Here is a 24,550-nt window from a genome sequence, read left to right on the forward strand (position 1 = left end):
GAAGCCCAAAAAGGGGCTTCCATTGAATGGGTGATCCATTTAACAATCCATTGTATGAGCACCAAGTCAAGCCCCCGCGCACCCGGCCGCCCCAGGTCGCCGTCGCCCATTCGGCGCGAGCGCATCCCTGATCACCGCGCTGCCGGAACGCCGGCCGCGCCGAAATTTCGCCCGATCCACACAAGGCGGGCGTTCGAGGAAATATGTGAGCGCATCCGCGAGCAGCTTGCGCTCGGCGTGCTCAAGCCGGGCGACAAGCTGCCCCCAGAACGCGATCTGGCCCAGCAGCTCGGCGTGAGCCGCAACGTGCTGCGTGAGGCCTTGCGCAGCCTTGAAATGGCCGGCGTGCTTCGGCTGCAGAAGGGCGTCAAAGGCGGAGCCTTCATCCAGGAGGGAGATACCAGCCGCATGAACGGCGTCATGCGGGACATGCTGAGCCTCGGCACGATTTCAGTCCGTGAACTGTCGGAAGCGCGCGTTCACGTTCTCGACCTGGTGGTACGGCTGGCCTGCGCTAACGCGCGGCGGGCCGATCTCGATGCACTTGAAGCCAATATCGAGCGCACGGAAGATGCGACGCGGGAAGGGCGCTTGCTGGATCGCGTCGAATGCTCCCGCGAGTTCTACAAGCTGCTTGCGGCGGCGACCGGCAACAAGGTGATCGCCATGATCATGGATTCGGTCACCGAGATTCACATGCGGTTCGTCTACGCCAAGGTCTCGTCGAGCGGGGTTGCGATGGCGCGGCTGGCGGAAAAGCGACGGCAGTTCCTGGCCGCACTGGGTGAGCGAAACGTTACGTCCGCAACCCGCCTGATGCGTACCCATCTGGAATCCGTACAGCGGATGCTGGAGCAGGACCCGGGCGCGATGTCGCTTCACGTCGCATTGGCGGAGGTGCAGCCCGGCTTGCGCAGATAGCGGAGCGCGGCGCGATCCACGCTCGAACAACGATAACAACGGAGGAAAATGTGTCGCACTACGCCAGATATGAATGCCTGATGGTCGAGGTCGCAGACAAGGTCGCGACCGTAACCTTGAACCGGCCGCAAGCACGCAACGCCATCAATCAGAAGCTGATCCGCGAGCTGCGGACGATCTGGGACGATCTGGCCGACGATCACGCTGTCAATGTCGTGGTGCTGACCGGCGCGGGCGACTTTTTCAGCGTCGGCGGCGACGTCAAGGCGATGTCGGAACGGCCGGGCGGCGACGTTCTCGAAGAGGGGGAAGTCCACGATCCCATGATCAGCCGGCGCGCCGTGACGCGGCAGCTCGAACTCGACAAGCCGATCATCGCCGCCATCAATGGCGATGCCATCGGCCTCGCCGCGACCCACGCGCTGCTCTGCGACATCACGGTGATGGCGGAGGACGCCCGCATCGGCGACACCCACGTCTCGCGCGTCGGACTGGTTGCCGGCGACGGCGGCACCGTGATCTGGCCGCTGCTGATCGGCATCAACAAGGCCAAGGAGTACCTGATCCGCGGCACCCTTCTGAAAGGCAAGGAGGCCGAGCGGATCGGGTTGGTCAATCACGTTGCGCCGCGCGCGGAAGTGCTCGCCAAGGCTCGCGAGATCGCAGTCGAACTCGCCAATGGCCCGACCTGGGCCATTCGCTGGACGAAGCTGTCGATCAACCAGATCGTCAAGGATCGTGTCAATATGCTGCTCGAAGCCTCCATGGCGCTCGAACAGGTGACGTTCGAAACCGCCGATCACAAAGAGGCGACGATGTCGTTCAAGGAGAAGCGCAAGCCGAAATTCGGCCAGGCATAGCCTCTCATGGATGCGACCGGGCTTCCGAGCGACGACATCGCCAAGATGCTTCGGGATTCCCTGCGCGGGTTTCTCGAAGCGCATTGGGCCGCAGGCGGCGGGAAGGAAGGTCTATCCCCGGACGATATCTCTGCGGTCTGGCGCAAGCTTATCGGGCAGGGCGTCGCTGCGCTGGGGTCCTGCCGCGACGAAGGCGGCCTTCGCGAAATCCTGGTGGTGATGGCGGAGCTCGGCCGCGCCGCTTGTCCCGCGCCGATGTGGTCTGCCGCGCTGACAAATCTGGCGCTCGCGGGCTCGCAAGGCGACGCCGCGGCGGAACTGCTGGAGAAGCTGCATGCCGGCACGGTAGTGGCCGCTTTCTCTTTCGGTGCCTGCGATCCGGACGCAGGCGCGGGATCGGTCCGGATTGAGGACCGGCATGGAACGGGCGTGCTTCGCTTCGTCGAGGCGGCCGGCGCCACACATCTTCTCGTGGCCGTCGATGAATCCCACCTTGCCCTCGTTCCACTGGATGCTCCCGGCATCGTCGTCGCGCCGACGCGCGCGATGGGCGCCCGGGCACTCTGCGAGGTGCGGCTGAATTCGGCGCCGTTGACGCTTCTTCCGCTTGACGGTGCCGACGATCTCCGTCTCAAGGCCCAGGTCGCATTGCTGGCACGTGCCTACGGCGCGACCCGGCGGGCGTTCGAGCTGGCGGTGGACTACGCCAAGGAGCGCCATCAGTTCGGGCAACCGATCGGAAAGTTTCAGGCGATCCAGCACAAGCTCGCGAACGCCTTGATCGTGCTCGAAGGCGTCAGCCTCATTCTGGATCATGCGGCAAGCCTGCATGACATAGATGACCGCAACTGGCGCTATTTCGCCGATTGCGCGGTCGCCTTTGCGGGCGATGCGCTGCGGCGTGTGTCGCTCGAGACCCAGCACACGTTCGGCGCCATCGGCTATGCCGAGGAACACGAGGCCGCTCAACATTTCAAGCGCGTGCATCTGGATACGATCGCGCTCGGCGGAGCATCTCATGCGCGGCGGAGGCTCGCTTCGTACCTGCTGGATAGCGGTGGCGCGCCGCTACCGCAATACGATCTTGGTCCGGCCGGCAACGCGCTGCGCGAGCAGGTGCGGCGGTGGCTCGATCAGAACTGGTCGGGCGGGAGGAAGGCCGCCTTCGATGCCAGGCCATTCGCCAAGCGTGAGTTCGATGCCGACTTCGCCCGCGATATCGGCCAGACCGGATGGATCGGCCTTGGGTGGCCGAAGGAATTCGGCGGGCAGGCGCGTACGCCGCTGGAGCAGATCGCATTCATGGAGACGATGGAGCAAAGCGAGGCACCGCGGATCGGCGCGTCGATCCAGGCCAACGCCTTGATGATGTTCGGCACGCCGGCACAGCAACAAGAATACCTGCCGGAAATCCTGCGCGGTGAAGCCATGCACGGCATGGGTTACAGCGAGCCGCAGGCCGGCTCCGATCTTGCGGCGCTCCGTACCAGCGCGGTGCGGGACGGCGACCACTGGGTCATCAACGGCCAGAAGATCTGGACCACGACGTGGTGGGGCAAATACATGTTTCTTGCGGCGCGGACCGACAAGGACGCGAGGCCGCCGCACGCGGGTATCAGCATGTTCATCGTCCCGATGAATGCGCCGGGCATCACGATCCAGCCGGCAAGCACGATGTATGACGGCACGTTTGCCAACATCTTCTATGACGATGTTCGCATTCCCCTGGAAAACATCGTCGGCGAGGTCAATGGGGGCTGGAAGGTGCTGACCGGCGCGCTCGCCTTCGAGCGCGGCCTGGTTGGCGGCGGCATCGTGCTGAAGGTGGCCCACGCCTTCGAGCAACTGCGCCAGCGTGTGATGACGGCCGAGGGCGATCGAGCGCCGCCCGGGCGGGATCCGATCGTTCGCGACAAGATCGCGATGCTCGCCTGCGAAATCGAGGTTGGCCGGCAGCTGATGATGCATTGCGCCGAACTCGCGGCCGATGGTGTAACGCCGCCGGAATATGGCGCGATCAGCAAGGTCTATTCCGGCGAACTGATGGAACGCTTTGGTGAAGCGGCGCTCGACATCCTCGGCATGCGTGCCGCCGTTTCCGAGCAGATGCCGGGCGCAATCGACAACGGCCGGTTCGAGCAGAACCTGCGTCATTCGCTGATGTGGGTGATCAGCATCGGAACCAACGAGATTCAGCGCAGCCTGATCGCGCAACGCGCGCTCGGATTGCCGAGATAGGAGCCGACGGCATGCAGGACCAGACATCGACTTCGCCGCTCGAGGGCGTGCGCGTGCTGGATTTCTCCATCATGCTGGCCGGCCCCTATTGCGCACGGCTGCTGGCCGATGTCGGTGCCGAGGTGATCAAGATCGAACCGCCTGAGGGCGACGAGATGCGCCTGCGTGCGCCGGTGCGTGACGGCCATAGCGCCTATTTCGGCCAGCTCAATGCCGGCAAGCAGAGCATCGCTCTCGACCTGAAATCGCGGGATGCGATCAAGCTCGTGCATCGCATGGTCGAGAGCACCGACATCCTGGTCGAGAATTTTCGCCCCGGGGTGATGGAGCGTCTGGGGCTCGGCTATGAGGCGCTGCGAAAGATCAATCCGAGGCTGATTTACTGTTCGATCTCCGGCTACGGTCAGACCGGTCCGCAGGCCGAGCGCGCCGCCTATGCGATGATCGTTCATGCCGAAAGCGGCTTCGATCGGGCGCTGATGCGGTATGCCGGCGACCGCGACCGGCCGGCAGCGGGTGCGGTGTTCGTCGCTGATGTTCTCGGCGGCATTTTCGGCTTCTCGGCGATTCAGACGGCGATGGTGCAGCGCGCCCGCACCGGCGAAGGGCAACGCATCGATGTGGCCCTGATGGATTGCATGCTGAACCTTCTGGTGTATGAGCTGCAGGAGGCGCAGTTCTCCAAGCCGATGGCGCGGCCGACCTACGGCCCGGTGCGCACAAAAGACGGCGACATCCTGATCGCGCCGGTGTCGGCGCGCAACTTCGCGGCGCTTCGTGATCTCACAGGCCTGCCGGAGCTTTCATCCGATCCGCGGTTCGCATCGGTGCCGACGCGCGGCGCGAACTGGGCGGCGATGATGCAGGTCATCGAAAAATGGACCATGCAACACACGATGGACGAATGCCTTGCGGTGCTCGATCGCGCCGGCATTCCGAGCGCGCGCTTTTGCGAGCCGGCCGAGGCGCTGGACAATCCCGATCTCGCTGCTCGCGGAACATTCGCGCCAATCGCCGACGCCGCCGGCGAATTCAAGGGCGTCAACGCTCCGTGGCGGATGTCAGGTGCGCGTAGCGCGATCGGGCGGGAAATTCCGTCCATCGGGTCGCACCGCGACGACGTGCTCGGACGCGTGCTTGGCCTGTCCCCGGAAGAAATCGCGACAGCAGCCGCCTCCGGCGCATTCGGAAAGGTGGCGATGACGGCGGTGAAATAACAGCCTGAGAAACAAGGGCTACGTCAAAAATGAGAAAAGACGACTTGATGGGAGGATTGACATGAAACGATTTCATTTTCTTGCTCTTGCATTCTCGCTCGTGATCCTTGCCGGGCCTGCCGCCGCGGACAATTATCCGTCGCGGCCGATCCGGCTTATCGTGCCCTATCCCGCTGGCGGTTCGACCGATATCATGGCCCGCGCGCTGCAGGAGCCGATGGCGAAGATCCTCGGTCAGCCGCTGATCATCGACAATCGCGGGGGCGCGGCGGGCACGACCGGCGCCAATGAGGCTGCGCGGGCGGATGCGGACGGCTACACGCTTTTGTTTGCGAATAACGGGCCGATCTCGATCGCTCCATTGCTCCAGAAGGGCGTCGATTTCGATCCGCTGAAGAGCTTTGCACCGGTCTCGCTCGTCTCCAGGGCGCCACTGGTTCTGGTTGCGAGCGAAAAGGTGCCGGTGAACGATGCCGCCGGCTTGATCGCTTACGCGAAGGCGCAGAACAAGCCGATGCTGTATGCGACCGCCGGACCCGGCTCGCTCGGACACCTGAGCACGGAGCGCTTTCTCAATCAGGCCGGACTGCAGATGGTCCACGTTCCTTACCGTGGTCAGGCGCCGACGACGCTTGCGATCTTCGCAGGCGAGGTCGACATTTTGCTCACGACGACGTCGGACACGCTCAACGAACATATTCGCGCCGGCAAGGTGAAGCTGCTTGGCGTTTCGTCGCCCGGGGCTTCGCCGGTTGCCCCGGGTGCCGCGCCCATTGGCGGTGTCTTGAAGGGGTATTCGGTCGAAACCTGGTTCGGGATTCTTGCCCCCACCGGCACGCCGTCCGATGTCATCGACAAGCTGAACGCCGCAATCAATACGACGCTGGCTATGCCGCAACTGCGCGATCGCTTCTTGACCTTTGGCGTGGAGGCGATGGCCAGTACCCCTGCCGAACTCGCGGCCATCATCAAGGAAGAGATTCCCTCGTGGCGCAAGGTAATCGAGGAACGTAACGTCAAGCCCGAGTAGGTGCTGGAAGACAGCAAATCGGGCTTGGCCAAGCAAGTCGGTGGTGCGCCTTAATGGCGCGCGATGCTAGTCCTTGCCCGCCGCTCGCCGCAGCTTGAAATGCCCGAACGCCGTCGCGATCGGCTTTGACGCATCCTCCTGCCACGCCTGGGCCTGGAAGGCGACGATGCGCTGGCCCTGCCTGACGATCGATACATTCGCGAAGCTGTCGAGCGCCCGACCCGAACGCAGATAGTTGATGGTCAGGCCGATCGGCTTGGGCGGCAATGCAATGCCGAGCTCGCGCGCCACGCCGACGACCGCTGTTGTTTCCAGGAAGGCGCCGGTGATGCCGCCGTGGATGGCGGGCAGGACGGGATTGCCGATGATCTTCGGCGAGAACGGCATGTGCAGCACGCCGTCCTCGGCGACGCGGATGCCGAGGCAGCGGGCGAACGGGCTTTGGGCGAATGGGCCTGAGACGTCCTCAGGCGCGTCGAGGATCGGCACCTCATACGCCTCCCTGTCTTGCAGCATGTTCGTGCGGTTGGCGCCGATCATGAAGCAGGCGGCGGCGGTCGCGACAGGATCCTGTTCGGTCTCCTGATAGGCGGTCGAGCGCACGAAGGCGATCGAACGCGTGACATGGTAGCAGATCGAATGCGCCTTGATGTCGAGGCCGGGCTTGGCAGGCTTCTGGTAATCGATGCGCAGGTCGAGCGTTGCGATCGCGCGGCTGCCGTCGAGCGCTAGCTGGACGGCCATGCCGCAGCTTTCGTCGAGCATGGCGGTGACCACCCCTCCGTGGATTACGCCGGACTCTGTATCGCCGGCGAAGACGGATTGGTAGGGCAGGCTGGACCAGGCTTCGCCGCGCTCGGCGCGATCGATGCGAAGTCCGCTGGCGCGGCCATAGGTAGACCGGCGTTCCGCGATCGCCTTTGCGAGCTGATCGAACGGCAGCGGCTGCCCGTCATATGTTGAGATTTCTGACATGCCGGAGGTTTAGCACGTCGCCGCGATGAATGGTGCAGCAATACGCGCGAAATGCCCGTATCGCCGGAGGTGGTAAATCTGTTGGGATGGGCGCCATCGCCAAGTGGCGGTGCTGGCTGGCCAGATCGGCGCCTACGCGGACAAGCTTCGCGAACAAATGGACAAAGGCCGACTTCGCTTCACGCCGATTGATTGGTCGGTAGACCTGCCTTGGCTGTATCGCGACGCGCTGCTGTCGCTTGGCCCTGGGGCGGCCTCGACGCCCGTTCGATGCACTCGATGTCTTCGCGTAATTTCTGCAGCTCGAAATACGCTTTGATGAAGTCGCAATTTGCAGAACTGGCCGTAGCGGGACGTTTGCGCATTTCAATTTCTCCGCTCTCTAGAAATACATAAATCCTGGCGCGTGCGCTCGAAAGAAACGGAGCGTGCGGACTCGTGGAGGCTAAGCCCCGTGGCCCTCTACGAGTCCGCAACCACCGCGCCGCTTTAACTACCCCCGCAGGCACACTTACCGATGTTTGGCGCAGAGTCTGTAGCGCGGCCAACACAGCAACACTGAACTCGTCGATGTGGTAACGAAGTTACAGTCATTCCACTTCCAAAATCTTCCCGTCCCGCTCTTGGCGAGGCGATGCTGCAATCTCGGCGACCGATCTGGAGAGGGAGGAATGCCAAGGATATGGAGCAATACGCATGATGCGCCAGCGTCAGCGGAGGTAGCCGTCGGTCCGAAAATCTGCCTCTATTGAAGTCGAGGCGGCTCGCATGAGGGCGGGGCAGATGCCTTCCGAGCTGTTGCCGGGCCGGCCTCTTTACGTGCGGGAGTGACGACATGGGCGGTTTGGTGATCAGTGGCGGCCGGGTGGTGGATCCGGCCAGCGGGATGGATGCCATTGGCGATGTAGCGGTTAAGGATGGCCAGATCTCCGCTGTCGGCACCGGGCTCGGCAGCGCCGAACGGGTGATCGACGCGACCGGGCTGGTGGTGGCGCCCGGCTTCATCGACCTGCATGCGCATGGCCAGTCGATCCCGGCCGATCGCATGCAGGCGTTCGACGGGGTGACGACGACGCTCGACCTCGAGGCGGGCGTATTGCCGGTCGCATCCTGGTATCGGCGCCAGGCCGATAAGGGACGCGTGCTGAACTACGGCGCCGCCGCCAACTGGGCGTTTGCGCGCATCGGCGCGATGACCGGCTCCAACACGGAAAGCTCGCTGGAGGCGTTCGGCAATGCCATGCGCGATCGCCGCTGGATCGACAACGTCGCCAGCGAGACGGAGGTGGCCGGCATCCTCGACCGGCTGGCAAACGGACTGAACGAGGGCGGCATCGGCATCGGCATTCTCAACGCCTATGCTCCGGGTGCCGGAGTGCAGGAGCTCACCGCGGTGTGCCAACTGGCGGCGGCGCACGATGTCGCGACCTTCACCCACATCGCCTACATGTCCCGTATCGATCCGGAAAGCGCTGCGGAAGCCTATATCCGCCTGATCGGCTATGCCGGCGCCACCGGCGCGCACATGCACATCTGCCACTTCAACTCTTCCAGCAAGACCGACGTGGAGCGTTGCGCCGTGCTGGTGGCCAAGGCGCAGGCGCAGGGCCTGCCGATCACGGTGGAGGCCTATCCATACGGCACCGGTTCGACGGTGCTGGCGGCGGCGTTCTTCAGCGACCCCGAATTCGTGGAGCGCAACGGCACCGGCTACGATTCGGTGCAGCGGGTGACCGACGGGCGGCGCTTCCGCGACCGCAAGGAATTGCTGGCGGCGCAGGCGGAGGAGCCCTCCACGCTGGTGCTGTGGCATATCCTCGATACCGAGAACAATCCGCACCATCGCGACCTCCTGGACATATCGGTGCTGTATCCCGGCGGCGCGATCGCGTCCGACGCGATGCCGTGGACGCTGTCGGACGGCAGCGTCTACACCGGCGACGCCTGGCCGCTGCCAAAGGACGCCACCTCGCATCCGCGCTCAGCCGGCTGCTTCACCCGTTTCATCCGCGAGTGGGTGCGTGAGCGCCGGGCGGTGTCGCTCCTCGAGGGCATCCGCAAATGCGCGCTGATCCCGGCGGAGATCCTGTCCCGCAGCACGCCCGCCATGCGCGCCAAGGGAAGGCTGGAGGCGGGCGCGGATGCCGACATTGTCGTGTTCGATTTCGATGCGCTGACCGACCGCGCGACATTCTCGGCGATGAACCGCCCGTCGGAGGGCGTGCGGCATCTGGTAGTCAGCGGCCAGCCGCTGATATCAGATGGCGTGCTGGATGTGGCGGCAAGGCCCGGCCGGCCGGTGCGCCGGCCTGTTCTCGAGAGCTGATCGTGCCGGTCCCGGTCCTGCTGATCACCGGCTTCCTCGGGGCGGGCAAGACCACGGTCGTGAACCATCTGCTGGCGCACGCGGCGGGGCGGCGCATCGCCGCCGTGGTCAACGATTTCGGCGCTGTTAACATCGACGCGGAGCTGATCGCGGGCGCCAGCGACGGGGTGGTCAGCCTGAGCAACGGCTGCATCTGCTGCTCGCTGGAAGGTGATCTCCTGCGCACGCTCGCCACGCTGCTGCGCCGTGATCCGCGGCCGGAGTTCATCGTGATCGAAACCAGCGGGGTCGCCGATCCCGCCGATATCGTCCGCAACCTGATGGACCCCCTGATCTGGCGGGAGGCACCGCTGGAAACGGTGCTGTGCGTGGTGGACGCGACGACAACGCCGGAGAAACTGAACGGTGAAGCGCTGTTGCGGTCCCAGGTGCGCGCGGCCGACATCGTCGCGTTTAGCAAGGTGGACCTGGTGGACGCAGCTGGTAGTCAGCAACTGCGCGAGGCCATCCGCGCGCTGCATCCGGCAGCAGTGGTGGTCGATGCCGTGCATGGTGAAGTGCCGGCTGCGCTGCTGTTCCCTGTTGATGTCGACCGCGTCCCGGCGCCGCGCGAGCCAGGGCCGCGACGGCCGACGGCAGACCGGTTCGAGACGCTGAGCTGGACATCGGAGCGGCCAGTGTCGCTCCCGCGCTTGCAGCAAGCGATCGGCCGGCTGGCACCGAAGCTCGTTCGGGCGAAGGGATTGTTCGAGACGGTGGAGCAGCCCGGGCGGTTGATGGTGTTTCAGTTCGCCGGCGGACGCGCGACGCTGGCGCCGGGCGAAGCGCCCGCGGCCGGGGTGCCGCGGACACGGATCGTATTCATTGCCGAAATCGGGGTTCTCTCGAAGGCCGAGATCGATGGGATCATGGAAGCGTGCGTCGAAGCCGGGTGAAGCGGCATCTTGCCCGATGACTGATTGAACGCGGCGGCTCGCGCCTGCAGCCTCTACTCCTGCAACGACGAGACGCTTGTAGCAATATTGTCGGCGAGCGACTTTACCAGCGGTACGTAGCGCTGGACGATGTCGCCGCGATCAAGCGCCGAGGTGAAGTAGGTCATGCCGACGGTGGCGAGCACGCGGCTGTTGACGAGGATGGGAACTGCGATCGTGTTCGATGAGCGCGGTTCAACCATTGGATCGCGTTCGGCAAAGCCTTGCTTGCGGATCGCGGTCAGCAGCGCCAGCGCGCGTTTGCGCTCGATGGCGAGCTTGTCTTCCGCTTCCTGCGACCGCGCCAGCATGTCGAGCAGCATCGAGCGCTCGCTGATGGAACAGAACGCCAGATAGGCGCGCCCCAGCGCCCGCCCGAGCAGGCTGAGATGGGTGTTGAGGGTGCCGTGAAACGGCGAGACCGGGCTGTCGGGAATCGTGCTGAAGCGGACCACGACCGAACTCCTGTCGAGCACGGCGATGGCGATCGGCCAGTGATATTGTCGCGTGAAGGCGATCGCCCAGGGGCGCGCGGCCTCCACCACCAGCGGATCGCCGTGAAAGCCGTTGCTCAGCGATTTGACCCGCGAGGCAACCGCGTAACCGCCTTGCCGCCGGTCGTTCGCGGCATAGCCCATCGCGCATAGCGACTTCATCAATCGCACCACCGTCGATTTCGGCAAGCCGGTAGCCTTGTGCAGGCGATCGATCGAGGTGACGCGGTGGCGGTTGAGCTCTTCCAGCAAGAGAAGGCTGCGCGAGGCGGCTTCGACGGTGTCGGACTTCAGCGGCATTTCCTGGGAATTCCACCTGGTGGAACGAGGCCGAATAGCTATGGCCGACCGGCGTCCTCCCTGCAATGGTTTTCGCCAAGCGCCGCGCCGGGGCCTGCCTCCTGAAGGCAGTCCCGTGCAGATGGCCGTGGAGGAAACAACCGTGTCCGGAGAAATCGTCAGGCCGCATTTTTCGTCGTTCCGCCGTCGCTTCTCGGCGCGGCAGACCGTCGTCGGCTCGTTCATCAAGACGCCGACCACGCATGCGACCGAGATTTTCGGCGCACTCGGCTATGATTTCGTCGTCATCGATGAGGAGCACGCGCCGATCGATCGCGCGATGACCGACCTCATGCTGCTGGCCGCGCGCGCCGGCAACCTCGCCGGCATCGTGCGGGTGTCGTCGGACGATCCGGCCAAGATCCTGTCGTGCCTCGACTGCGGCGCTGCCGGTGTGCTGGTGCCCCATGTCGCGACGGTCGAGAAGGCGCGCGCGGTTGCCGCCGCCGCGCGATACCGCGGCGGACGGCGCGGTTACTCAGGCTCATCCCGCGCCGGCGCCTATGGCGGCACGCCGATGTGGTCGCTCGTCGATGACCAGGATGCATCGGTCTGCGCGATCGCGATGATCGAGGACCCGGAAGCGCTGGACCAGATCGACGCCATCGCCGCCGTCGACGGAATCCACGGCTTCTTCATCGGCCGCGGCGACCTCACCGTCGCCCTCGGCGCCAAATCGTCGGCCGACGCCTCCGTCAAGGACGCGGTTATCAGGATCATCGCCGCGGCGAAGAAGGCCGCCAAGCCGGTCTGCGTGATGGTCGCGGGCGCGGCGGAAGCCAAGGAGTTCGCCGAACTCGGCGCCAGCGCCTTCATCATCTCGTCGGATCAGGGCCAGATGCGCCGGGCCGCGGCGCAAACGCTCACCGAATTCAAGACCCTCGTCAAAACCACGGATGGTTCGCATGTATCACAGCTCTGATCCCCGCGCGGCGCTCGCCGCCGCGCCGGCCGGCACAAAGCCCGCAGCCACTCACTTTGCCGGTGCTGAGTACGCGAAATTCTACGAAACGCCGCCGGCCGAAAATCAAAATGGCGCGCGCACCTGGTACGCCCGCGGCCAGAATTTCATCATCGCCTATAGCGATGCCGACGAGGGCGCGGTGCTGAGCCGCACCAACCAGCCCGATGAATATGTCGTGCTGCTTCCCGATCCCGGCGCCGGCGCCGAGATCGCGTGGGGGAACGAGCGCAAGGTCGTCACTGGTCACTCCATCAGCTTCGTGCCGGCGGGCGCAAGCTCCGTCACGCTGAAGGGCGCTGCCAAGGTGGTGCGCATGGTGACGACGCGATCGGAAGATCTCGCAAAGCGCTGCTCCAACGCTGCGTCCTACGCGACGCCGCATCCCAATCTGCCGCCGTTCGAGCCGTGGCCGGAAGCTGCGGGCGGGGCGAAGATCCGGACCTACAGTCTCGACGTCGCGGCGACGCCGGGCCGGTTCGGCCGGATCTTCCGCTGCTCGACCTTCATGGTGAATTTTCTCGAGCCGAAAAACGGGCCGCGCGATCCGAGCAAGATGTCACCGCATCACCATGACGATTTCGAGCAATGCTCGCTGGCGCTTGCCGGCACCTTCATCCATCACCTGCGCTGGCCATGGACGACTGACATGGCGCAGTGGCGCGCCGACGATCACGAAAGCTGCGGGTCACCTTCCATCGCGGTAATTCCGCCGCCCTCCATTCACACCTCGCAGGCCGTCGATCCGAAGCTCAACGTTCTCGTCGACATCTTCTGCCCGCCGCGGCTGGATTTCTCGGCCAAGCCGGGCTGGGTGCTGAACGAGGACGATTATCCGATGCCCACGCAAGCCGCCGCCGGCAAATCCGCTGCCTGACACGTTCACGTAAAAGAGGGCCCTGACCATGGCCGACACGCAAGCATCCTATCCGACCACCGTTCCGCTGCCGCCGCTGTCGCGGGCGGCAGAAGTCGCCGAACTCCTGGTCGGCGCGATCGATCTGCACTGCCATAGCGGTCCGGCCGCCATGCCGCGCATTCTCGATCATCACGAAGAACTGCTCGATGCGGCGGAAGCGAAATTTCGGGCCGTGCTGTTCAAGGATCATTTCTATGCCGGCATGCCGCATGCGATCCTGCTGGAGAAGCTGTTTCCCGAGACCAACGTAAAACTGTTCTCGGGCATCGTGCTGAACAATGCGTCCGGTGGCATCAACCCGCATGCCGTCGACCACACGATCAAGCTCGGCGGCAAGATCGTCTGGATGCCGACGCTGTCGGCAGCGAACCACATCAAGGCGATGGCGGCCGGAAACAAGACCTTTCCGAAGACCTCGCAGAAGATGCTCGATCCGATCCCGCTGTCGGCGCTCGACGCCAACGGCAAGCTGACGGACGACACCCGGAAGGTGATCGATCTCATCGCCGAGGCTGATATCATCCTGGCCGGCGGCCACCTGCCGGCCAGCGAGCTGCACATCCTGTTCGACGAGGCGACGCGGCGCGGCGTCAGGAAGATGATGGTGAACCATCCGACCTATATCGTCGGTTGTAGTGATACTGATATCCGCCAGCTCGTCGCGATCGGCGTCAAGATGGAGCACTCGATCTGCATGTTCATCGAGGGCAAATCCTTGAAGTACAGCCCGGATGATCTCGCGCACCTGATCGAGGTGGCCGGTGTCGACAATACGATCCTGTCGTCCGATCTCGGCCTGCAGGGCTCGCAGCGCCCGGTCGATGGTTTCCGCAGCATCACGCAGATCCTGCTCGATCTGCAGATGCCGCGGCCGGCGATCAGAAAGCTCATCAGCGACAACGCCGCGCGGTTCCTGAATCTTCCGGTGGTGCAGTCGGCCGCGCAGGACGCCGCCTAGCGAGGACAAGCGCAAAGACCGCGATTGGCGGCGCGCTCAGGGGGAGGAGGTCATCATGGGTCGGGGAGATTGCGACGGACGCGCGCGGATGCACCTCATGTCGCGGACGATGGTAGCATTGCTGTTCGCTGCAGCAGGCCATACGGCCTTCGCCCAAGAGAATCGCAAGCCGCCGATCATCCTGGAATCGATCGGGGCGTATGAAGTGGGCGGCAAGGTCATTGCAAAACCTGGCGATCCCAGCCAGACGCTCTCCTGCGATCATGGGTACGTCGAATACTTCATCCCCGCGAAACGGCGCAGCGTCGGCCTGATCATGTGGCACAGTTCCAGCACCAAGGTGTGGGAGAACCGCTGGGACGGCGGCGAGGGCTACAAGAGCATTTTCCTGCGGCGGGGATATCCGGTTTACCTGTGGGACGGCCCGCGCGTCGGCCGCGCGAACTGGAGCTGCGAGCCGATCACCTACACGCCTGATTATTTCGACCAGCGCAACTTTGCCGCCTGGCGTTTCGGTGTGAACTATCTCAGCTGGCATCCGGGCCTGCAGTTTCCGATGGCGGACAAGGAAGCCTGGAATCAGGCGACGCGTGCCCGTTACGACGAGTTCGATACGCTCGAGAATGCCTTGCTGCAGGCGGAGGCCGGCGGCCAGGCCATCGACAGGATCGGTCCCGTCATTGCCGTCACCAATTCCGCGGGCGGGTGGCGCGCGCTCTTGTCGGCGCTCAAGGCAAAGAGCGACAACATGAAAGGCATCGTTGCCTATGAAACCCCGGGCTTCGTCTTCCCGGAAGGCGAGGGGCCCGAGCCCAAGCCGGATGCGCCATACGGTCCCAATGCCGTGCCGCTGGCCGAGTTCAAGAAGCTGACGAAGTTTCCGATCCAGATGGTGTTCGGCGACTACACCGATACGCGGCCGATCTGGGCGACGTCGATCAAGGTGGCGCGGACCTTCTGCGATATCGTCAATCGCCACGGCGGGGACTGCGAGGTTCTGCTGCTCCCCGATGCGGGCCTGCGCGGCAACACGCATATCGCCTTTGCCGACCTCAACAACGAAGCCGTTGCGGACGAACTGTCCAAATGGCTGGGTCGAAAAGGCCTCGACAGATTTGCCGGAGAATAAGTGCCCGGCACAAGCAAACAGCTTGGAGGAAACATGCGCTTGCTGGCTTTCGGTCTCCTGGGCCTTGCACTTGCCGTTGCGCCGTGTCCCCGCGCCGTCGCGCAGGAATGGCCGAACCGTCCGGTCACCATGGTCGTGCCGTTCCCCGCCGGCGCCGCCGTCGACACGCTGGCGCGCGCCGTCGCGCATGCGCTGAGCGAGGATTTCGGCAAGCAGTTCATCGTCGACAATCGTGCGGGCGCGGGCGGCAATCTCGGCGGAGCGGCAGTCGCCAAGGCGAATGCTGACGGCTACACATGGCTGTTCGGGACGCCGGCGCCGATCGCGCTCAACAAGCTGATGTACAAGGGCCTGGCTTACGACTCCGAGCGGGATTTCACGCCGGTCATCCTCGTTGCCAAATCTCCGATGATGATCACGGCGACTTCAGGTTTTCCGGCAAAGACGCTTCCCGAACTGATCGCCTATGCCAGGCAGAACCCCGGCAAGGTCAATGTCGGCCATCCCGGCAATGGTACGCTCGGACATATCACCTCGGCGTTGATCCAGCAGTTCGCCGGCGTCGAGATGACGCATGTGCCGTATCGCGGCTCGGCGCCGTTGATCACGGACCTGCTGTCGGGACAGGTCGACGTCGCCATGGACTTCATGCCGACCTATCTGCCGCTGGTGGCCGACGGCAAGATCCGCCCGCTTGCGGTGACGACGAGCCGGCGCGTGGCGCAACTGCCGGACGTGCCGACTGTGCAGGAAGCCGGATTCAGGAATTTCGAGGCGACCGCATGGTACGCGATCGTGGCTCCAACCGGTACGCCGCCCGATATCATGAGCAGGGTGAACAAGGCAGTTAACGCCTTCCTGAACAGTGACAAGGGCAAGGCCATACTCGAGCAGAATTCGCTGCAGGGCGTCGGAGGCGCTCCGGAAGACCTCAAGGCGTTCATCGATGGCGAACGCGACAAATGGCGTCCCGTGATCGAGGCGGCAAAGATCGCGATGCAGTGAAGCGAGATCGCGGTCAATGACGAGCATTGAAATTCCTGCGCTGTCGCTTCCGAAGGTTACGCTCGTCACCGGCGGCAACAGCGGCATCGGCAGGGCCACCGCGGCACGCCTTGCTGACATGGGGTCCGCCGTCGTGGTCGGCTACAACAGCCGCCGAGATCAGGCCGAAGAGGTGATCGGCGGACTGCAGGGCGAGCGGCATCACGCCATGCGTATTGCGATCGATGATCCGGTTTCCGTCGCCGAGGCCGCAGCGGCGGTGGATAGGCAGTACGGACGGCTCGATGTGCTGGTCAATTGCGGGGACGCCACGACACCGGTGCCCGGCAATGATCTCCAGGGACTGACGGACGAGATCTTCGACAAAACCGTCGGGCTCAATCTGCGCGGCCCATTCTCGATGGTCCGCGCCTTCCGCCCCTTGCTCGAACGCGGCAACGGCGCAGCCATCGTGAACATTTCATCCATTGCGGCCCGAACAGGCATCGGCAGCAGCCTGGCCTATCTGGCTGCAAAGGCCGGTGTCGACGCGCTCACGATCGCGCTGGCAAAAGTGCTTGCGCCACGCATCCGCGTGTTCTCGGTCTCGCCGGCCGGCGTGGACACGGACTTTGTCGCCGGCCGAACGCGCGAACAGTTGCAAAAGACCGCTGAGAGATTGCCGCTGGCACACGTCACCACGCCGGACGATGTCGCACGGGCGGTGGTTGCCTGCATCGTTCACCTGACGAGTTCGACGGGAATTGTGCTGCCGGTGGATGAGGGCAGGCACCTCTAGGGCGCGAGAACTGCGCCACGGAAAAGGAACGATGGAAAAACTGAAATTCTACATCGATGGCGCCTGGGTCGATCCGGCTGCTCCGTCGACACTCGGAATAGTCAACCCCGCGACGGAGGAGATTTTTGCGCAGATCAGCCTGGGCTCGCGGCGGGATGTGGATCGCGCCGTCAAGGCAGCACGCCGCGCATTCGCGACATACTCGGCAACGAGCGTCGAAGAACGTCTGACGTGGCTGCAGAAGATCATCGAAGGCTTCAGTGCGCGCCTGCCTGAACTGGCGCGGATGATGACGCTCGAAATGGGCGCGCCCATCACCTTTGCGACCGAGCGTCAGGCAACGGTTGCGCTGTTTCATTTCGAGGAAGCGGCGCGCGTTCTTGCGCAATACAAGTTTGAGGAGCGGATGGGGAGCGGCATCGTCCGCCGCGAGCCGATCGGTGTCTGCGGACTGATTACGCCGTGGAACTGGCCGCTGAACCAGGTTGCGTCAAAAGTCGCGCCGGCACTGGCGACCGGCTGCACCGTCGTCCTGAAACCCAGTGAGATCGCGCCGCTCAGCGCGATGTTGTTCGCCGAGATCGTTGATGCCGCCGGCGTGCCGGCGGGCGTCTTCAATCTCGTCAATGGCGACGGGCCCACGGTGGGCGAGGCGATCGCCGCCCACCCCGCGATCGACATGGTGTCTTTCACCGGATCGACGGCGGCCGGCGTCAGGGTGGCCAAGCTTGCGGCAGATACGGTCAAGCGCGTCGCGCAGGAACTGGGTGGAAAATCCGCCAACATCATCCTGGCAGATGCCGACCTGAAGACCGCCGTGATTCAGGGCGTTCACGCCTGCTACACGAACGCCGGCCAGAACTGCCAGTCTCCCACGCGCATGCTGATCCCGCGTGCGCAGCGGGAAGCGGCGTTCGCTGCGGCGCGCGAGGCGGTCGATGCGATTCGCCTGGGAGACCCGCTCGATCCCGCATCCAACATGGGGCCGCTGGTGAGCCAGGCGCAGGTTCAGAAAGTTCAGAACCTGATTCAGTCGGGCGTGGACGAGGGGGCGACGCTGGTGGCCGGCGGCACCGGGCGGCCTGCCGAAGTCAATCGCGGATACTTTGTTCGCCCGACCGTCTTCGGCGACGTGACGCCGCAGATGAAGATTGCGCGGGAGGAGATCTTCGGTCCGGTGCTGTCGATCATGAGCTATGACAGCGAGGACGAAGCGATCGAGATCGCGAATGACACGCCGTTCGGCTTGGCGGGCTTCGTGCAGTCCAGGAACGCGGATCGCGCTCGCAGCGTCGCCAATCGCATCCGCACTGGGCGCGTCTATCTCAATGGTGCTCCCTTCGACCGCAGCCTGCCGTTCGGCGGCTACAAGCAATCCGGCAATGGGCGCGAGTTCGGGGTGTTCGGGTTTGAAGAATATCTCGAAGTAAAGGCCATCCTTGGCAACTAGGATCAGGCGACGGGACGGAAATGTCCGGGCGGATGTTTGGTATCGCGCCGGATCAGCCGGCGCAGCGTGGACGGCTCCGCATATCCGACCCGCCGGGCGATCTCATCTACCGGCAGCCGCGTGGTCTCCAGCAGCAATCGCGCGGTCTCCAGCCTGATCCGCTGGACAAACTGAATCGGTGAAACGCCGCAGATCGCCGCCATTCGCCGGGCAAATGTCCGCGGCGCCAGCGCGACGGCTGCGGCCAGTTCCTCGATCGCAAAGTCGCGCGCGATGTTGTCACGCACCCATTGCTCGGCCCTGGCAATTTTGGGGTCCTGGCCCGCCAGATAGGTCATCGCCATGAATGGCGCCTGGGAGCGCCGCTCATCCAGCAGCAGAAAGTTGGCGCAGGCTTTCGCTAGGCGCGGTCCGGCGAACCGGCTGACGACGGCGAGCATCAGGTCCATCTGCGCCATGGCCGCGCCGGCGGTCGCGATCGGCCAATCGGCGACGACCATCTGCTCCGTCATGAGTTCGACGCGGGGATAGCGCTGGCGAAACAGCGGCGCGAACCACCACGTCGTGGTCGCCCGCCGGCCATCGAGCAAGCCCGTCTCCGCCAGCAGGAAGGTGCTGGCACAGGGCGCGGCGAGCATGGCGCCGTTGTTGAACGCGCGGGTCAGCATGTCGCCCGCGCGCCGGCATGCCGGGCTCTTCAACTTGCTCTCGAGTTCGTCCGCCGACGGCGTGCCGAGACCAGGGACGATCACGAGTTCTATCCCTCGCAGATTGACATCGCTGCGGCGGGCGCCGCAGCGCACGGTCGTCACCTTGAATGGCCGAACGCGTTTCGTACCGCTGATCTGGTTGGCAGTCGCCATGACGTCGTGGGTGATCGCCGCACTCGACGCCATGCAGCCCTCGATCTCTACGACGGCGACTTTTGTCATGTCAAAAGATACCCGATAAATGTCATTTTTGACACTATACCGTCGGCCGCGAAATCGCAACGATGCCCTCCAGACCATCAATCAGGGAAATGCGCCGATGTCGAAACGGTCCATGAAACACGACGATCCGCTCGAGGATTTCACGCGCCGCGACATCTCGCTCGACGATGTCACCAAGGTCGTCTATGTCGCAGGCGCGGGGCCAGCCGTGATTGTGATGACGGAGATGCCGGGCATCAGCCCGCATGTCGCGCGGTTTGCCCGCTGGGTTCGCGATGCCGGCTTCACCGTCTACATGCCGTCGCTGTTCGGCCGCGACGGCGCCGTTCCAGGCGCCGAGGAGGGCGCTGCGGCGTTTCAGCGCGCCTGTGTGAGCGCGGAGTTTCGCGCCTTGTCCGCGAACCAATCCAGTCCGGTGACGAAGTGGTTGCGGTCGCTGGCGCGATTGGCGCATGGCGAGTGCGGCGGTCCCGGTGTCGGCGCCATCGGCATGTGCTTTACCGGAAATTTCGCGCTGACCATGATGCTCGAGCCATCGATGCTGGCGCCGGTGCTATCGCAGCCGTCGTTGCCGCTGAACGATCCGGCCGGCATCGAAATCGCGCCTGACGAAGTTAGGCGCGTCCGCGAGCGGCTCGAACGGGAAGATCTGACGGTGATGGCCTATCGCTTCGAGGGCGACAAGTTCTGCATGGCGCAACGCTTTGCGGCCTACACGGAAGCGCTCGGTGACCGCTTCATCGGCCGTGTGCTGCCGGACAATGCGGCGAATACCGATCTAGCGCCGTTCTTCGCGCGCCACGTGACGACGCCGCACAGCGTCGTCACCGCGCACCTGATCGACGAGGCCGGCCAGCCGACGATCGCCGCGCGCGACGAGATCCTGGCGTTCTTCAAACACAGGCTCGCAACGCTGCGAGGTGGACTCGGCTCATAGTGCCAGAAGGGCGGGCATTAGGTGTGCTTGTCGAGGCGACGCTTCAGCAGGGTCAGATGTTGCAGCAGGTCCGACTGTGCGACCGGTGACAGCTCGCCGATCAGCGCAATCACCCATTCCTCGTGCCGTCGCGCCATCCGGCCGAATTCCCTGGCGCCTTCCTGCGACAGGCGCAAACGGAACGTGCGGCGGTCCTCGGAATCGACCTCGCGATGGATCAGGCCGTCGGCTTCCAGCTTCTGCACCAGCGCGGTGATGGCGCCGTTCGAGACCATCAACAGTTCTGAGACCTCGGACATGGTCGCGCCTTCGGGCTTGCGCGTGAGCTGCGCCAGCAAGTCGAAGCGGGCCAGCGTGGTGTTGAACTCCTTGCGCAGTCGCGCGTTCAGCGCCTTCTCGATCCGGGTGGCGCAGGAGAGCAGCCGCAGCCAGATGCGCAGTTCGAGATGCGCGCCGTCGGATTCATGCGCCGGCTCGACCGGCCGCAGCGGCGGCACGCGAGCGCCCTTTGCCGACCGGGCCTTTCGTTTGACTGTGGCATCCATGGGCTGGCGTCTCGCGATGCTAGATGGAAATCGACCCGATGCTGGCTCCGCCGCAGACATACAGCGTCTGTCCGGTGATGAAGTCGGCATCCGGTGAACTGAAGAAGGTAACCGCGCGGGCGACGTCGCTGGATTTGCCAAGGCGGCCGAGCGGAATCGATTGCGCCAGCTTCTTGGCGCGTTCGGATTCCGGCGACATCACGCTCTCGAACATCTCGGTATCGCCGATCGGGCCGGGCGCGACGACATTGACGGTGATGCCGAAGGGCGCGAGCTCCAGCGCCCAGGTTCGCGCCATGCCGATGATGCCGGCTTTGGTGGCGGAATAGACCGTGCGCGTGGCGGCGCCAAGCGCGGCGCGCGAAGACAGCAGCACGATTCGGCCGAAGCGGGCCTGCTTCATGTTCGGCAGCGCCGCCTGTGCCAGCGCGATCCCTGCGCCGAAATGGAGCTGCGCCAAAGCGCCGACGTCCTCGTCGTCGACCTCTTCCAGCAGCTTGGCTCTGATAGCGCCGGCATTATGCACGACATGGGTGATGGCAAAATTGGCGGCGAGTTCCGCCGCTGCCTGCCGCGTCGCCGTCGCATCGAGCAGATCGACCTCGCGCGAGGTGAGCTTTGGATGGCTCCAGTCGGGCTTGCGCCGTGACAGCGAGATCACGTCATAGCCCTCGTCGAGGAGACCGCGCGCGATCGCGGCGCCAATCCCGGTATTGCCGCCGCTCACGATCGCCGTATGGTGGAGAGCACCCATCATTCCTCACATGAAGAGTTGGATGTTGCCGAAGGCAGCATCGCAATTGATCAGGTCGACGCGCTTGAGCTTGATCTTCAGCCTGCCGTTCTCGACGCTGATATGATGCGTGGCCCAGGCGGCATAGAGTGTCTGCTCTTCCAGCCGGGTCTCGACATAATGCATCGGGGTCCAGGTGACGTAGCTGTTGGCGGCGGCGTCGCGCGAATCGACCTGCGGCGTCTGCAGCACGTGATGGCAGCGGCTCTTCGGCTTCTGGCTGAAGGTGCGCGCGCCCTTGAGCCGTTCGACCCGGATCGAGAGCAACAGCTTGTCCTCATACATCAGCGAGCAGGTCAGCCGCGGATCGGTTTGATTCCATTCCAGCGGCATCCAGTAGAAGGCGTCGTCGGCGTAGAGATCGAGCCATTCGTCGAAGCGCTGCTGGTCGATCAGCCGCGCCTCGCGGACCACGAAGTCGATCAATTCCTGGTCGGTGGGGACTGCATTCTTCAGGGGAGCTTCAGCGACCATGCTCATGTCACATCCCCATCGTCATGAACTTGGTCCAGGCCCGGAACTGGTGGCGCATCGGCCACTCACTGGTGCCGTTGACCGCCACGTTGGTCTGCCCGGCTTCATCGGGGCTGTAGAGGCGCTGGAGATTCACCCACTCATTGGCATTCGAGTGCAGGCCCTCTTGCGCGCGTTCATACATTTCGAGATCGTCATGGCCGACGATGGAAGTCGGCGCGTTGATCAGCCGGTTGTACATCAGCGTGCGCTCCAGCAGCATGTCCGGCGCATCGACGAGCTGGAAGGTCCAGGATTCGACCAAGGTCTTGTTGGCCGCGATCGGCTTGAAGTGCCGCAACAATTGGATCGGGCCCTTGATCATGATGTTGGGGAAATAGACGGTGTTGTGCCGGTTTTCGCCGAGGATCGCCTTGGCGCGTTCCTCGCCATAGGCCGCCGTCATCTTCTCGAAATAGCCCGGTATTGCCGAATAGTCGGAATGGATCGAGTGGTGCACGCCGGTGTGACCGTGGCCGTTGTCCCAGATCCGAATACCCATGTTCTCGAAGAACTCGTACGGGCTCATGAAGGGCGCGATGATCTCGACCGCCATCGGCTTCCTGGTGCCGGGCGGCGCCTTCTTCCAGACCTCGACAACGGTGCCGGCGGAGGATTCGTGCGCCACCATCGGATGGCAGGTGTCGGTCTGGTTCTCGACCAGCATCTTCCAATTGCAATTATGCATGTAGCGCAGCACGCCGCCGGCGACCTTGAGCTGGCCGACAGGCGAACGGTCGATCATGTTGTCGAAGCTCGACAGGCTTTCGCCGAAGAACTCCTCGAAATCGAGGCCGCCGTCGTTGATCTTGGCGAACACGAAGCCGCGATAGTTTCTGACATGGCGCACGGGCGCCATTCCGGTCGCGGCGTGGCTCTGCTCGAAGCCGGTGTTCTCGTAGCCCTTCTTCAGGGGGATCGCGAGCAGCGAGCCGTCGGTCTTGAAGCTCCAGGCATGGTAGGGGCAGCGGAAGAACTTTCCGGTGTTGCCGCAGGTCTCGGAGGTGATGCGTGTGCCTTTGTGCGGACAGCGGTTGTGCAGCACCTTCACCGTGCCGTCGGTATGGCGGACCAGCAGGATCGGCTGCGTGCCGATCGTGGTGCCGTAATAGTCGCCCGCGTTGGGGACCTGGCTGTCGTGGCCGACATAGACCCAGCTGTTTGGGAACATGTGCTCCATCTCGAGCTGGAACACCTCCTCGCTGACATAGACGTCGCGGTGAACCTCCTGGTCGCGGACCAGGCCGCGGAGCGCCGCGGCATTGCCGGCATATCGGGTCATGCGTTCCTCCTTCACAGGTCGAGCACGAGTCGCTTGGTCTTCGCGCGCGAAATACAGATCTGCATCACCTTGTTCGACGCCTTCTCGCTGTCGCTCAGGATGTAGTCGCGATGATCGGGGATGCCCTCGATGACAGTGGTCTGGCAGATGCCGCAATCGCCGCGCTTGCAGTCATGCATCGGGTCTTCGCCGGCCTCGATCAGCACATCGAGGATGGTCTTGCCGGCCGGAATTTCGTAGACGCGGCCGCTGCTCTTGAGTTCGACCTCGAAACTGGCGTCGCCGGATTTTTCTTCCGGCGCGCTGAAGATTTCGAAATGCAGTCGTCCCGCCGGCCAGTTCATTCGTTTCGCCAGCGCGATGGCCGCTTCGATCATCGGCAGCGGGCCGCAGAGATAGAGCGGCACCTCGGGCGCGAGCCGGTTTATCAGGCCTTCGAGATCGAAAAAGCCGCCGGCTTCCTCGTCGGCATGGATGGTCGCGCCGGCATCGGTCAGCCGCTCGATCTCGCTGAGAAAGGCGAGTTCGCTGCGGCTGCGTCCGGCGTAATAGAACGAGAACGGGCGTTTCGCCGCGCTCAGTTCGCAGGCCATGGTGAGCAGCGGCGTCACGCCGATGCCGCCCGCGACGAGGGCGACTTCGCCGGCGCTCGCATGCAGCGGAAAATTGTTCGCCGGCGGCGAGATCGTCAGGCGGTCGCCGGTCTTGAGGCCGTGCATGAAGGTGGAACCGCCCTGGCTCTTGCCTTCCTGCAGCACGGCGATGCGATAGGCGGTCGGATGTTCGGTCGCGCGCGGTGACGCCGTTTCGATCAGCGAATAGGAGCGCCGGCCGACGTCGGGCAGATGGATGTCGATATGGGCGCCGGCGGCCCAGCCCGGCATCGGCGCGCCATTGGCGCGCGCCAGCACGAACTCACGGATGCGCGGCGTGAGCGCCTCGGCCTTCGACACCACGACTTCGAATTGGTCCAT

The 24,550-nt window shown here is 64.2% G+C and carries 24 protein-coding genes; 15 read left to right on the plus strand and 9 right to left on the minus strand.

Annotation, left to right across the window (positions count from 1 at the left end):
• Positions 1-54: 54 nt before the first annotated feature.
• From CQ12_RS19135 to CQ12_RS19155, 5 genes are all read left to right on the plus strand, one after another.
• The gene (locus CQ12_RS19135) at positions 55-921 is read left to right on the plus strand and encodes a FadR/GntR family transcriptional regulator (RefSeq protein ID WP_057836857.1); all 867 of its coding nucleotides are present in this window, start codon (positions 55-57) and stop codon (positions 919-921) included.
• Positions 922-971: 50 nt separating this feature from the next.
• Entirely contained in the window at positions 972-1,781 is an 810-nt protein-coding gene (locus CQ12_RS19140; protein WP_245310002.1) for an enoyl-CoA hydratase/isomerase family protein, read from the plus strand.
• A 6-nt stretch (positions 1,782-1,787) separates the two neighbouring features.
• Positions 1,788-4,019 (plus strand): acyl-CoA dehydrogenase family protein, encoded by a 2,232-nt coding sequence (locus CQ12_RS19145; protein WP_057836859.1) that lies wholly within the window; start codon positions 1,788-1,790, stop codon positions 4,017-4,019.
• A gap of 11 nt (positions 4,020-4,030) precedes the next feature.
• Positions 4,031-5,236, plus strand: a complete 1,206-nt coding sequence (locus CQ12_RS19150; protein ID WP_057836860.1) for a CaiB/BaiF CoA transferase family protein — start codon at positions 4,031-4,033, stop codon at positions 5,234-5,236.
• A gap of 61 nt (positions 5,237-5,297) precedes the next feature.
• A complete protein-coding gene (locus CQ12_RS19155; protein WP_057836861.1) occupies positions 5,298-6,266 on the plus strand; it encodes a Bug family tripartite tricarboxylate transporter substrate binding protein in 969 nt (322 codons plus the stop codon).
• Positions 6,267-6,332: 66 nt separating this feature from the next.
• Here CQ12_RS19155 and CQ12_RS19160 read toward each other — a convergent pair whose 3' ends face one another.
• On the minus strand, positions 6,333-7,241 hold the full coding sequence (locus CQ12_RS19160) for a PaaI family thioesterase (RefSeq protein ID WP_057836862.1): 909 nt from the start codon (positions 7,239-7,241) through the stop codon (positions 6,333-6,335).
• 179 nt (positions 7,242-7,420) lie between these two features.
• Complete coding sequence (locus tag CQ12_RS43955; RefSeq protein WP_157088336.1) at positions 7,421-7,606, minus strand: hypothetical protein; 186 nt, start codon at positions 7,604-7,606, stop codon at positions 7,421-7,423.
• Between the two features lie 470 nt (positions 7,607-8,076).
• Here CQ12_RS43955 and CQ12_RS19165 point away from each other — a divergent pair, with 470 nt between their 5' ends.
• Positions 8,077-9,567: an amidohydrolase family protein gene (locus tag CQ12_RS19165; RefSeq protein ID WP_057836863.1), complete on the plus strand. Its 1,491-nt coding sequence runs from the start codon at positions 8,077-8,079 to the stop codon at positions 9,565-9,567.
• A 2-nt stretch (positions 9,568-9,569) separates the two neighbouring features.
• Positions 9,570-10,502 (plus strand): CobW family GTP-binding protein, encoded by a 933-nt coding sequence (locus tag CQ12_RS19170; protein WP_057836864.1) that lies wholly within the window; start codon positions 9,570-9,572, stop codon positions 10,500-10,502.
• A 53-nt stretch (positions 10,503-10,555) separates the two neighbouring features.
• On the opposite strand, the gene CQ12_RS19175 is transcribed toward CQ12_RS19170, so the two are convergent.
• Positions 10,556-11,335 (minus strand): DNA-binding transcriptional regulator, encoded by a 780-nt coding sequence (locus CQ12_RS19175; protein ID WP_057836865.1) that lies wholly within the window; start codon positions 11,333-11,335, stop codon positions 10,556-10,558.
• Positions 11,336-11,477: 142 nt separating this feature from the next.
• Between CQ12_RS19175 and CQ12_RS19180 the strand changes: the two genes are divergently transcribed.
• The 7 genes from CQ12_RS19180 to CQ12_RS19210 all read left to right on the plus strand — a co-directional run bounded on the left by CQ12_RS19180 (position 11,478) and on the right by CQ12_RS19210 (position 18,574).
• Positions 11,478-12,296, plus strand: coding sequence for an HpcH/HpaI aldolase family protein (locus CQ12_RS19180; protein WP_245310004.1), 819 nt, complete (start codon positions 11,478-11,480; stop codon positions 12,294-12,296).
• Positions 12,280-13,212: a cupin domain-containing protein gene (locus CQ12_RS19185; protein ID WP_057836866.1), complete on the plus strand. Its 933-nt coding sequence runs from the start codon at positions 12,280-12,282 to the stop codon at positions 13,210-13,212. Before CQ12_RS19180 ends, CQ12_RS19185 begins: the two co-directional genes overlap by 17 nt.
• Positions 13,213-13,240: 28 nt before the next feature.
• Positions 13,241-14,212 (plus strand): DUF6282 family protein, encoded by a 972-nt coding sequence (locus tag CQ12_RS19190; RefSeq protein ID WP_057836867.1) that lies wholly within the window; start codon positions 13,241-13,243, stop codon positions 14,210-14,212.
• Between the two features lie 97 nt (positions 14,213-14,309).
• Positions 14,310-15,341: an alpha/beta hydrolase gene (locus CQ12_RS19195; RefSeq protein WP_198164198.1), complete on the plus strand. Its 1,032-nt coding sequence runs from the start codon at positions 14,310-14,312 to the stop codon at positions 15,339-15,341.
• A 33-nt stretch (positions 15,342-15,374) separates the two neighbouring features.
• Positions 15,375-16,346: a Bug family tripartite tricarboxylate transporter substrate binding protein gene (locus tag CQ12_RS19200; protein WP_063799775.1), complete on the plus strand. Its 972-nt coding sequence runs from the start codon at positions 15,375-15,377 to the stop codon at positions 16,344-16,346.
• 16 nt (positions 16,347-16,362) lie between these two features.
• Positions 16,363-17,124 (plus strand): SDR family NAD(P)-dependent oxidoreductase, encoded by a 762-nt coding sequence (locus tag CQ12_RS19205; RefSeq protein ID WP_057836870.1) that lies wholly within the window; start codon positions 16,363-16,365, stop codon positions 17,122-17,124.
• A 31-nt stretch (positions 17,125-17,155) separates the two neighbouring features.
• Positions 17,156-18,574 (plus strand): aldehyde dehydrogenase family protein, encoded by a 1,419-nt coding sequence (locus CQ12_RS19210; protein WP_057836871.1) that lies wholly within the window; start codon positions 17,156-17,158, stop codon positions 18,572-18,574.
• A 2-nt stretch (positions 18,575-18,576) separates the two neighbouring features.
• On the opposite strand, the gene CQ12_RS19215 is transcribed toward CQ12_RS19210, so the two are convergent.
• Positions 18,577-19,506: a GlxA family transcriptional regulator gene (locus CQ12_RS19215; protein WP_057836872.1), complete on the minus strand. Its 930-nt coding sequence runs from the start codon at positions 19,504-19,506 to the stop codon at positions 18,577-18,579.
• A gap of 97 nt (positions 19,507-19,603) precedes the next feature.
• On the opposite strand from CQ12_RS19215, the gene CQ12_RS19220 reads away from it, so the two are divergent.
• The gene (locus tag CQ12_RS19220; protein WP_057836925.1) at positions 19,604-20,443 is read left to right on the plus strand and encodes a dienelactone hydrolase family protein; all 840 of its coding nucleotides are present in this window, start codon (positions 19,604-19,606) and stop codon (positions 20,441-20,443) included.
• A gap of 17 nt (positions 20,444-20,460) precedes the next feature.
• Here the strand turns inward: CQ12_RS19220 and CQ12_RS19225 are convergent, their stop codons facing one another.
• Genes CQ12_RS19225 through CQ12_RS19245 form a run of 5 tightly spaced genes read right to left on the minus strand, consistent with a single transcriptional unit; the run spans position 20,461 to position 24,550 of the window.
• On the minus strand, positions 20,461-20,988 hold the full coding sequence (locus CQ12_RS19225; RefSeq protein ID WP_057836873.1) for a MarR family winged helix-turn-helix transcriptional regulator: 528 nt from the start codon (positions 20,986-20,988) through the stop codon (positions 20,461-20,463).
• A 19-nt stretch (positions 20,989-21,007) separates the two neighbouring features.
• Positions 21,008-21,742: an SDR family NAD(P)-dependent oxidoreductase gene (locus tag CQ12_RS19230; protein WP_198164199.1), complete on the minus strand. Its 735-nt coding sequence runs from the start codon at positions 21,740-21,742 to the stop codon at positions 21,008-21,010.
• Positions 21,743-21,748: 6 nt separating this feature from the next.
• Positions 21,749-22,261: an aromatic-ring-hydroxylating dioxygenase subunit beta gene (locus CQ12_RS19235; protein WP_083519370.1), complete on the minus strand. Its 513-nt coding sequence runs from the start codon at positions 22,259-22,261 to the stop codon at positions 21,749-21,751.
• A gap of 1 nt (position 22,262) precedes the next feature.
• Positions 22,263-23,576: an aromatic ring-hydroxylating dioxygenase subunit alpha gene (locus CQ12_RS19240; RefSeq protein WP_057836927.1), complete on the minus strand. Its 1,314-nt coding sequence runs from the start codon at positions 23,574-23,576 to the stop codon at positions 22,263-22,265.
• A gap of 11 nt (positions 23,577-23,587) precedes the next feature.
• A complete protein-coding gene (locus CQ12_RS19245) occupies positions 23,588-24,550 on the minus strand; it encodes a PDR/VanB family oxidoreductase (protein ID WP_057836875.1) in 963 nt (320 codons plus the stop codon).

The organism is Bradyrhizobium jicamae (assembly GCF_001440395.1).
Classification (GTDB): Bacteria; Pseudomonadota; Alphaproteobacteria; order Rhizobiales; family Xanthobacteraceae; genus Bradyrhizobium; species Bradyrhizobium jicamae.

Bases quoted from the DNA above. Each gene is read 5' to 3' on its own strand.
- CQ12_RS19135 (WP_057836857.1), top strand. From the start codon at position 55: ATGAGCACCAAGTCAAGCCCCCGCGCACCCGGCCGCCCCAGGTCGCCG.
- CQ12_RS19145 (WP_057836859.1), top strand. From the start codon at position 1,788: ATGGATGCGACCGGGCTTCCGAGCGACGACATCGCCAAGATGCTTCGG.
- CQ12_RS19150 (WP_057836860.1), top strand. From the start codon at position 4,031: ATGCAGGACCAGACATCGACTTCGCCGCTCGAGGGCGTGCGCGTGCTG.
- CQ12_RS19155 (WP_057836861.1), top strand. From the start codon at position 5,298: ATGAAACGATTTCATTTTCTTGCTCTTGCATTCTCGCTCGTGATCCTT.
- CQ12_RS19160 (WP_057836862.1), bottom strand. From the start codon at position 7,241: ATGTCAGAAATCTCAACATATGACGGGCAGCCGCTGCCGTTCGATCAG.
- CQ12_RS43955 (WP_157088336.1), bottom strand. From the start codon at position 7,606: ATGCGCAAACGTCCCGCTACGGCCAGTTCTGCAAATTGCGACTTCATC.
- CQ12_RS19165 (WP_057836863.1), top strand. From the start codon at position 8,077: ATGGGCGGTTTGGTGATCAGTGGCGGCCGGGTGGTGGATCCGGCCAGC.
- CQ12_RS19175 (WP_057836865.1), bottom strand. From the start codon at position 11,335: ATGCCGCTGAAGTCCGACACCGTCGAAGCCGCCTCGCGCAGCCTTCTC.
- CQ12_RS19185 (WP_057836866.1), top strand. From the start codon at position 12,280: ATGTATCACAGCTCTGATCCCCGCGCGGCGCTCGCCGCCGCGCCGGCC.
- CQ12_RS19190 (WP_057836867.1), top strand. From the start codon at position 13,241: ATGGCCGACACGCAAGCATCCTATCCGACCACCGTTCCGCTGCCGCCG.
- CQ12_RS19195 (WP_198164198.1), top strand. From the start codon at position 14,310: ATGTCGCGGACGATGGTAGCATTGCTGTTCGCTGCAGCAGGCCATACG.
- CQ12_RS19200 (WP_063799775.1), top strand. From the start codon at position 15,375: ATGCGCTTGCTGGCTTTCGGTCTCCTGGGCCTTGCACTTGCCGTTGCG.
- CQ12_RS19205 (WP_057836870.1), top strand. From the start codon at position 16,363: ATGACGAGCATTGAAATTCCTGCGCTGTCGCTTCCGAAGGTTACGCTC.
- CQ12_RS19210 (WP_057836871.1), top strand. From the start codon at position 17,156: ATGGAAAAACTGAAATTCTACATCGATGGCGCCTGGGTCGATCCGGCT.
- CQ12_RS19215 (WP_057836872.1), bottom strand. From the start codon at position 19,506: ATGACAAAAGTCGCCGTCGTAGAGATCGAGGGCTGCATGGCGTCGAGT.
- CQ12_RS19220 (WP_057836925.1), top strand. From the start codon at position 19,604: ATGTCGAAACGGTCCATGAAACACGACGATCCGCTCGAGGATTTCACG.
- CQ12_RS19225 (WP_057836873.1), bottom strand. From the start codon at position 20,988: ATGGATGCCACAGTCAAACGAAAGGCCCGGTCGGCAAAGGGCGCTCGC.
- CQ12_RS19230 (WP_198164199.1), bottom strand. From the start codon at position 21,742: ATGGGTGCTCTCCACCATACGGCGATCGTGAGCGGCGGCAATACCGGG.
- CQ12_RS19235 (WP_083519370.1), bottom strand. From the start codon at position 22,261: ATGAGCATGGTCGCTGAAGCTCCCCTGAAGAATGCAGTCCCCACCGAC.
- CQ12_RS19240 (WP_057836927.1), bottom strand. From the start codon at position 23,576: ATGACCCGATATGCCGGCAATGCCGCGGCGCTCCGCGGCCTGGTCCGC.
- CQ12_RS19245 (WP_057836875.1), bottom strand. From the start codon at position 24,550: ATGGACCAATTCGAAGTCGTGGTGTCGAAGGCCGAGGCGCTCACGCCG.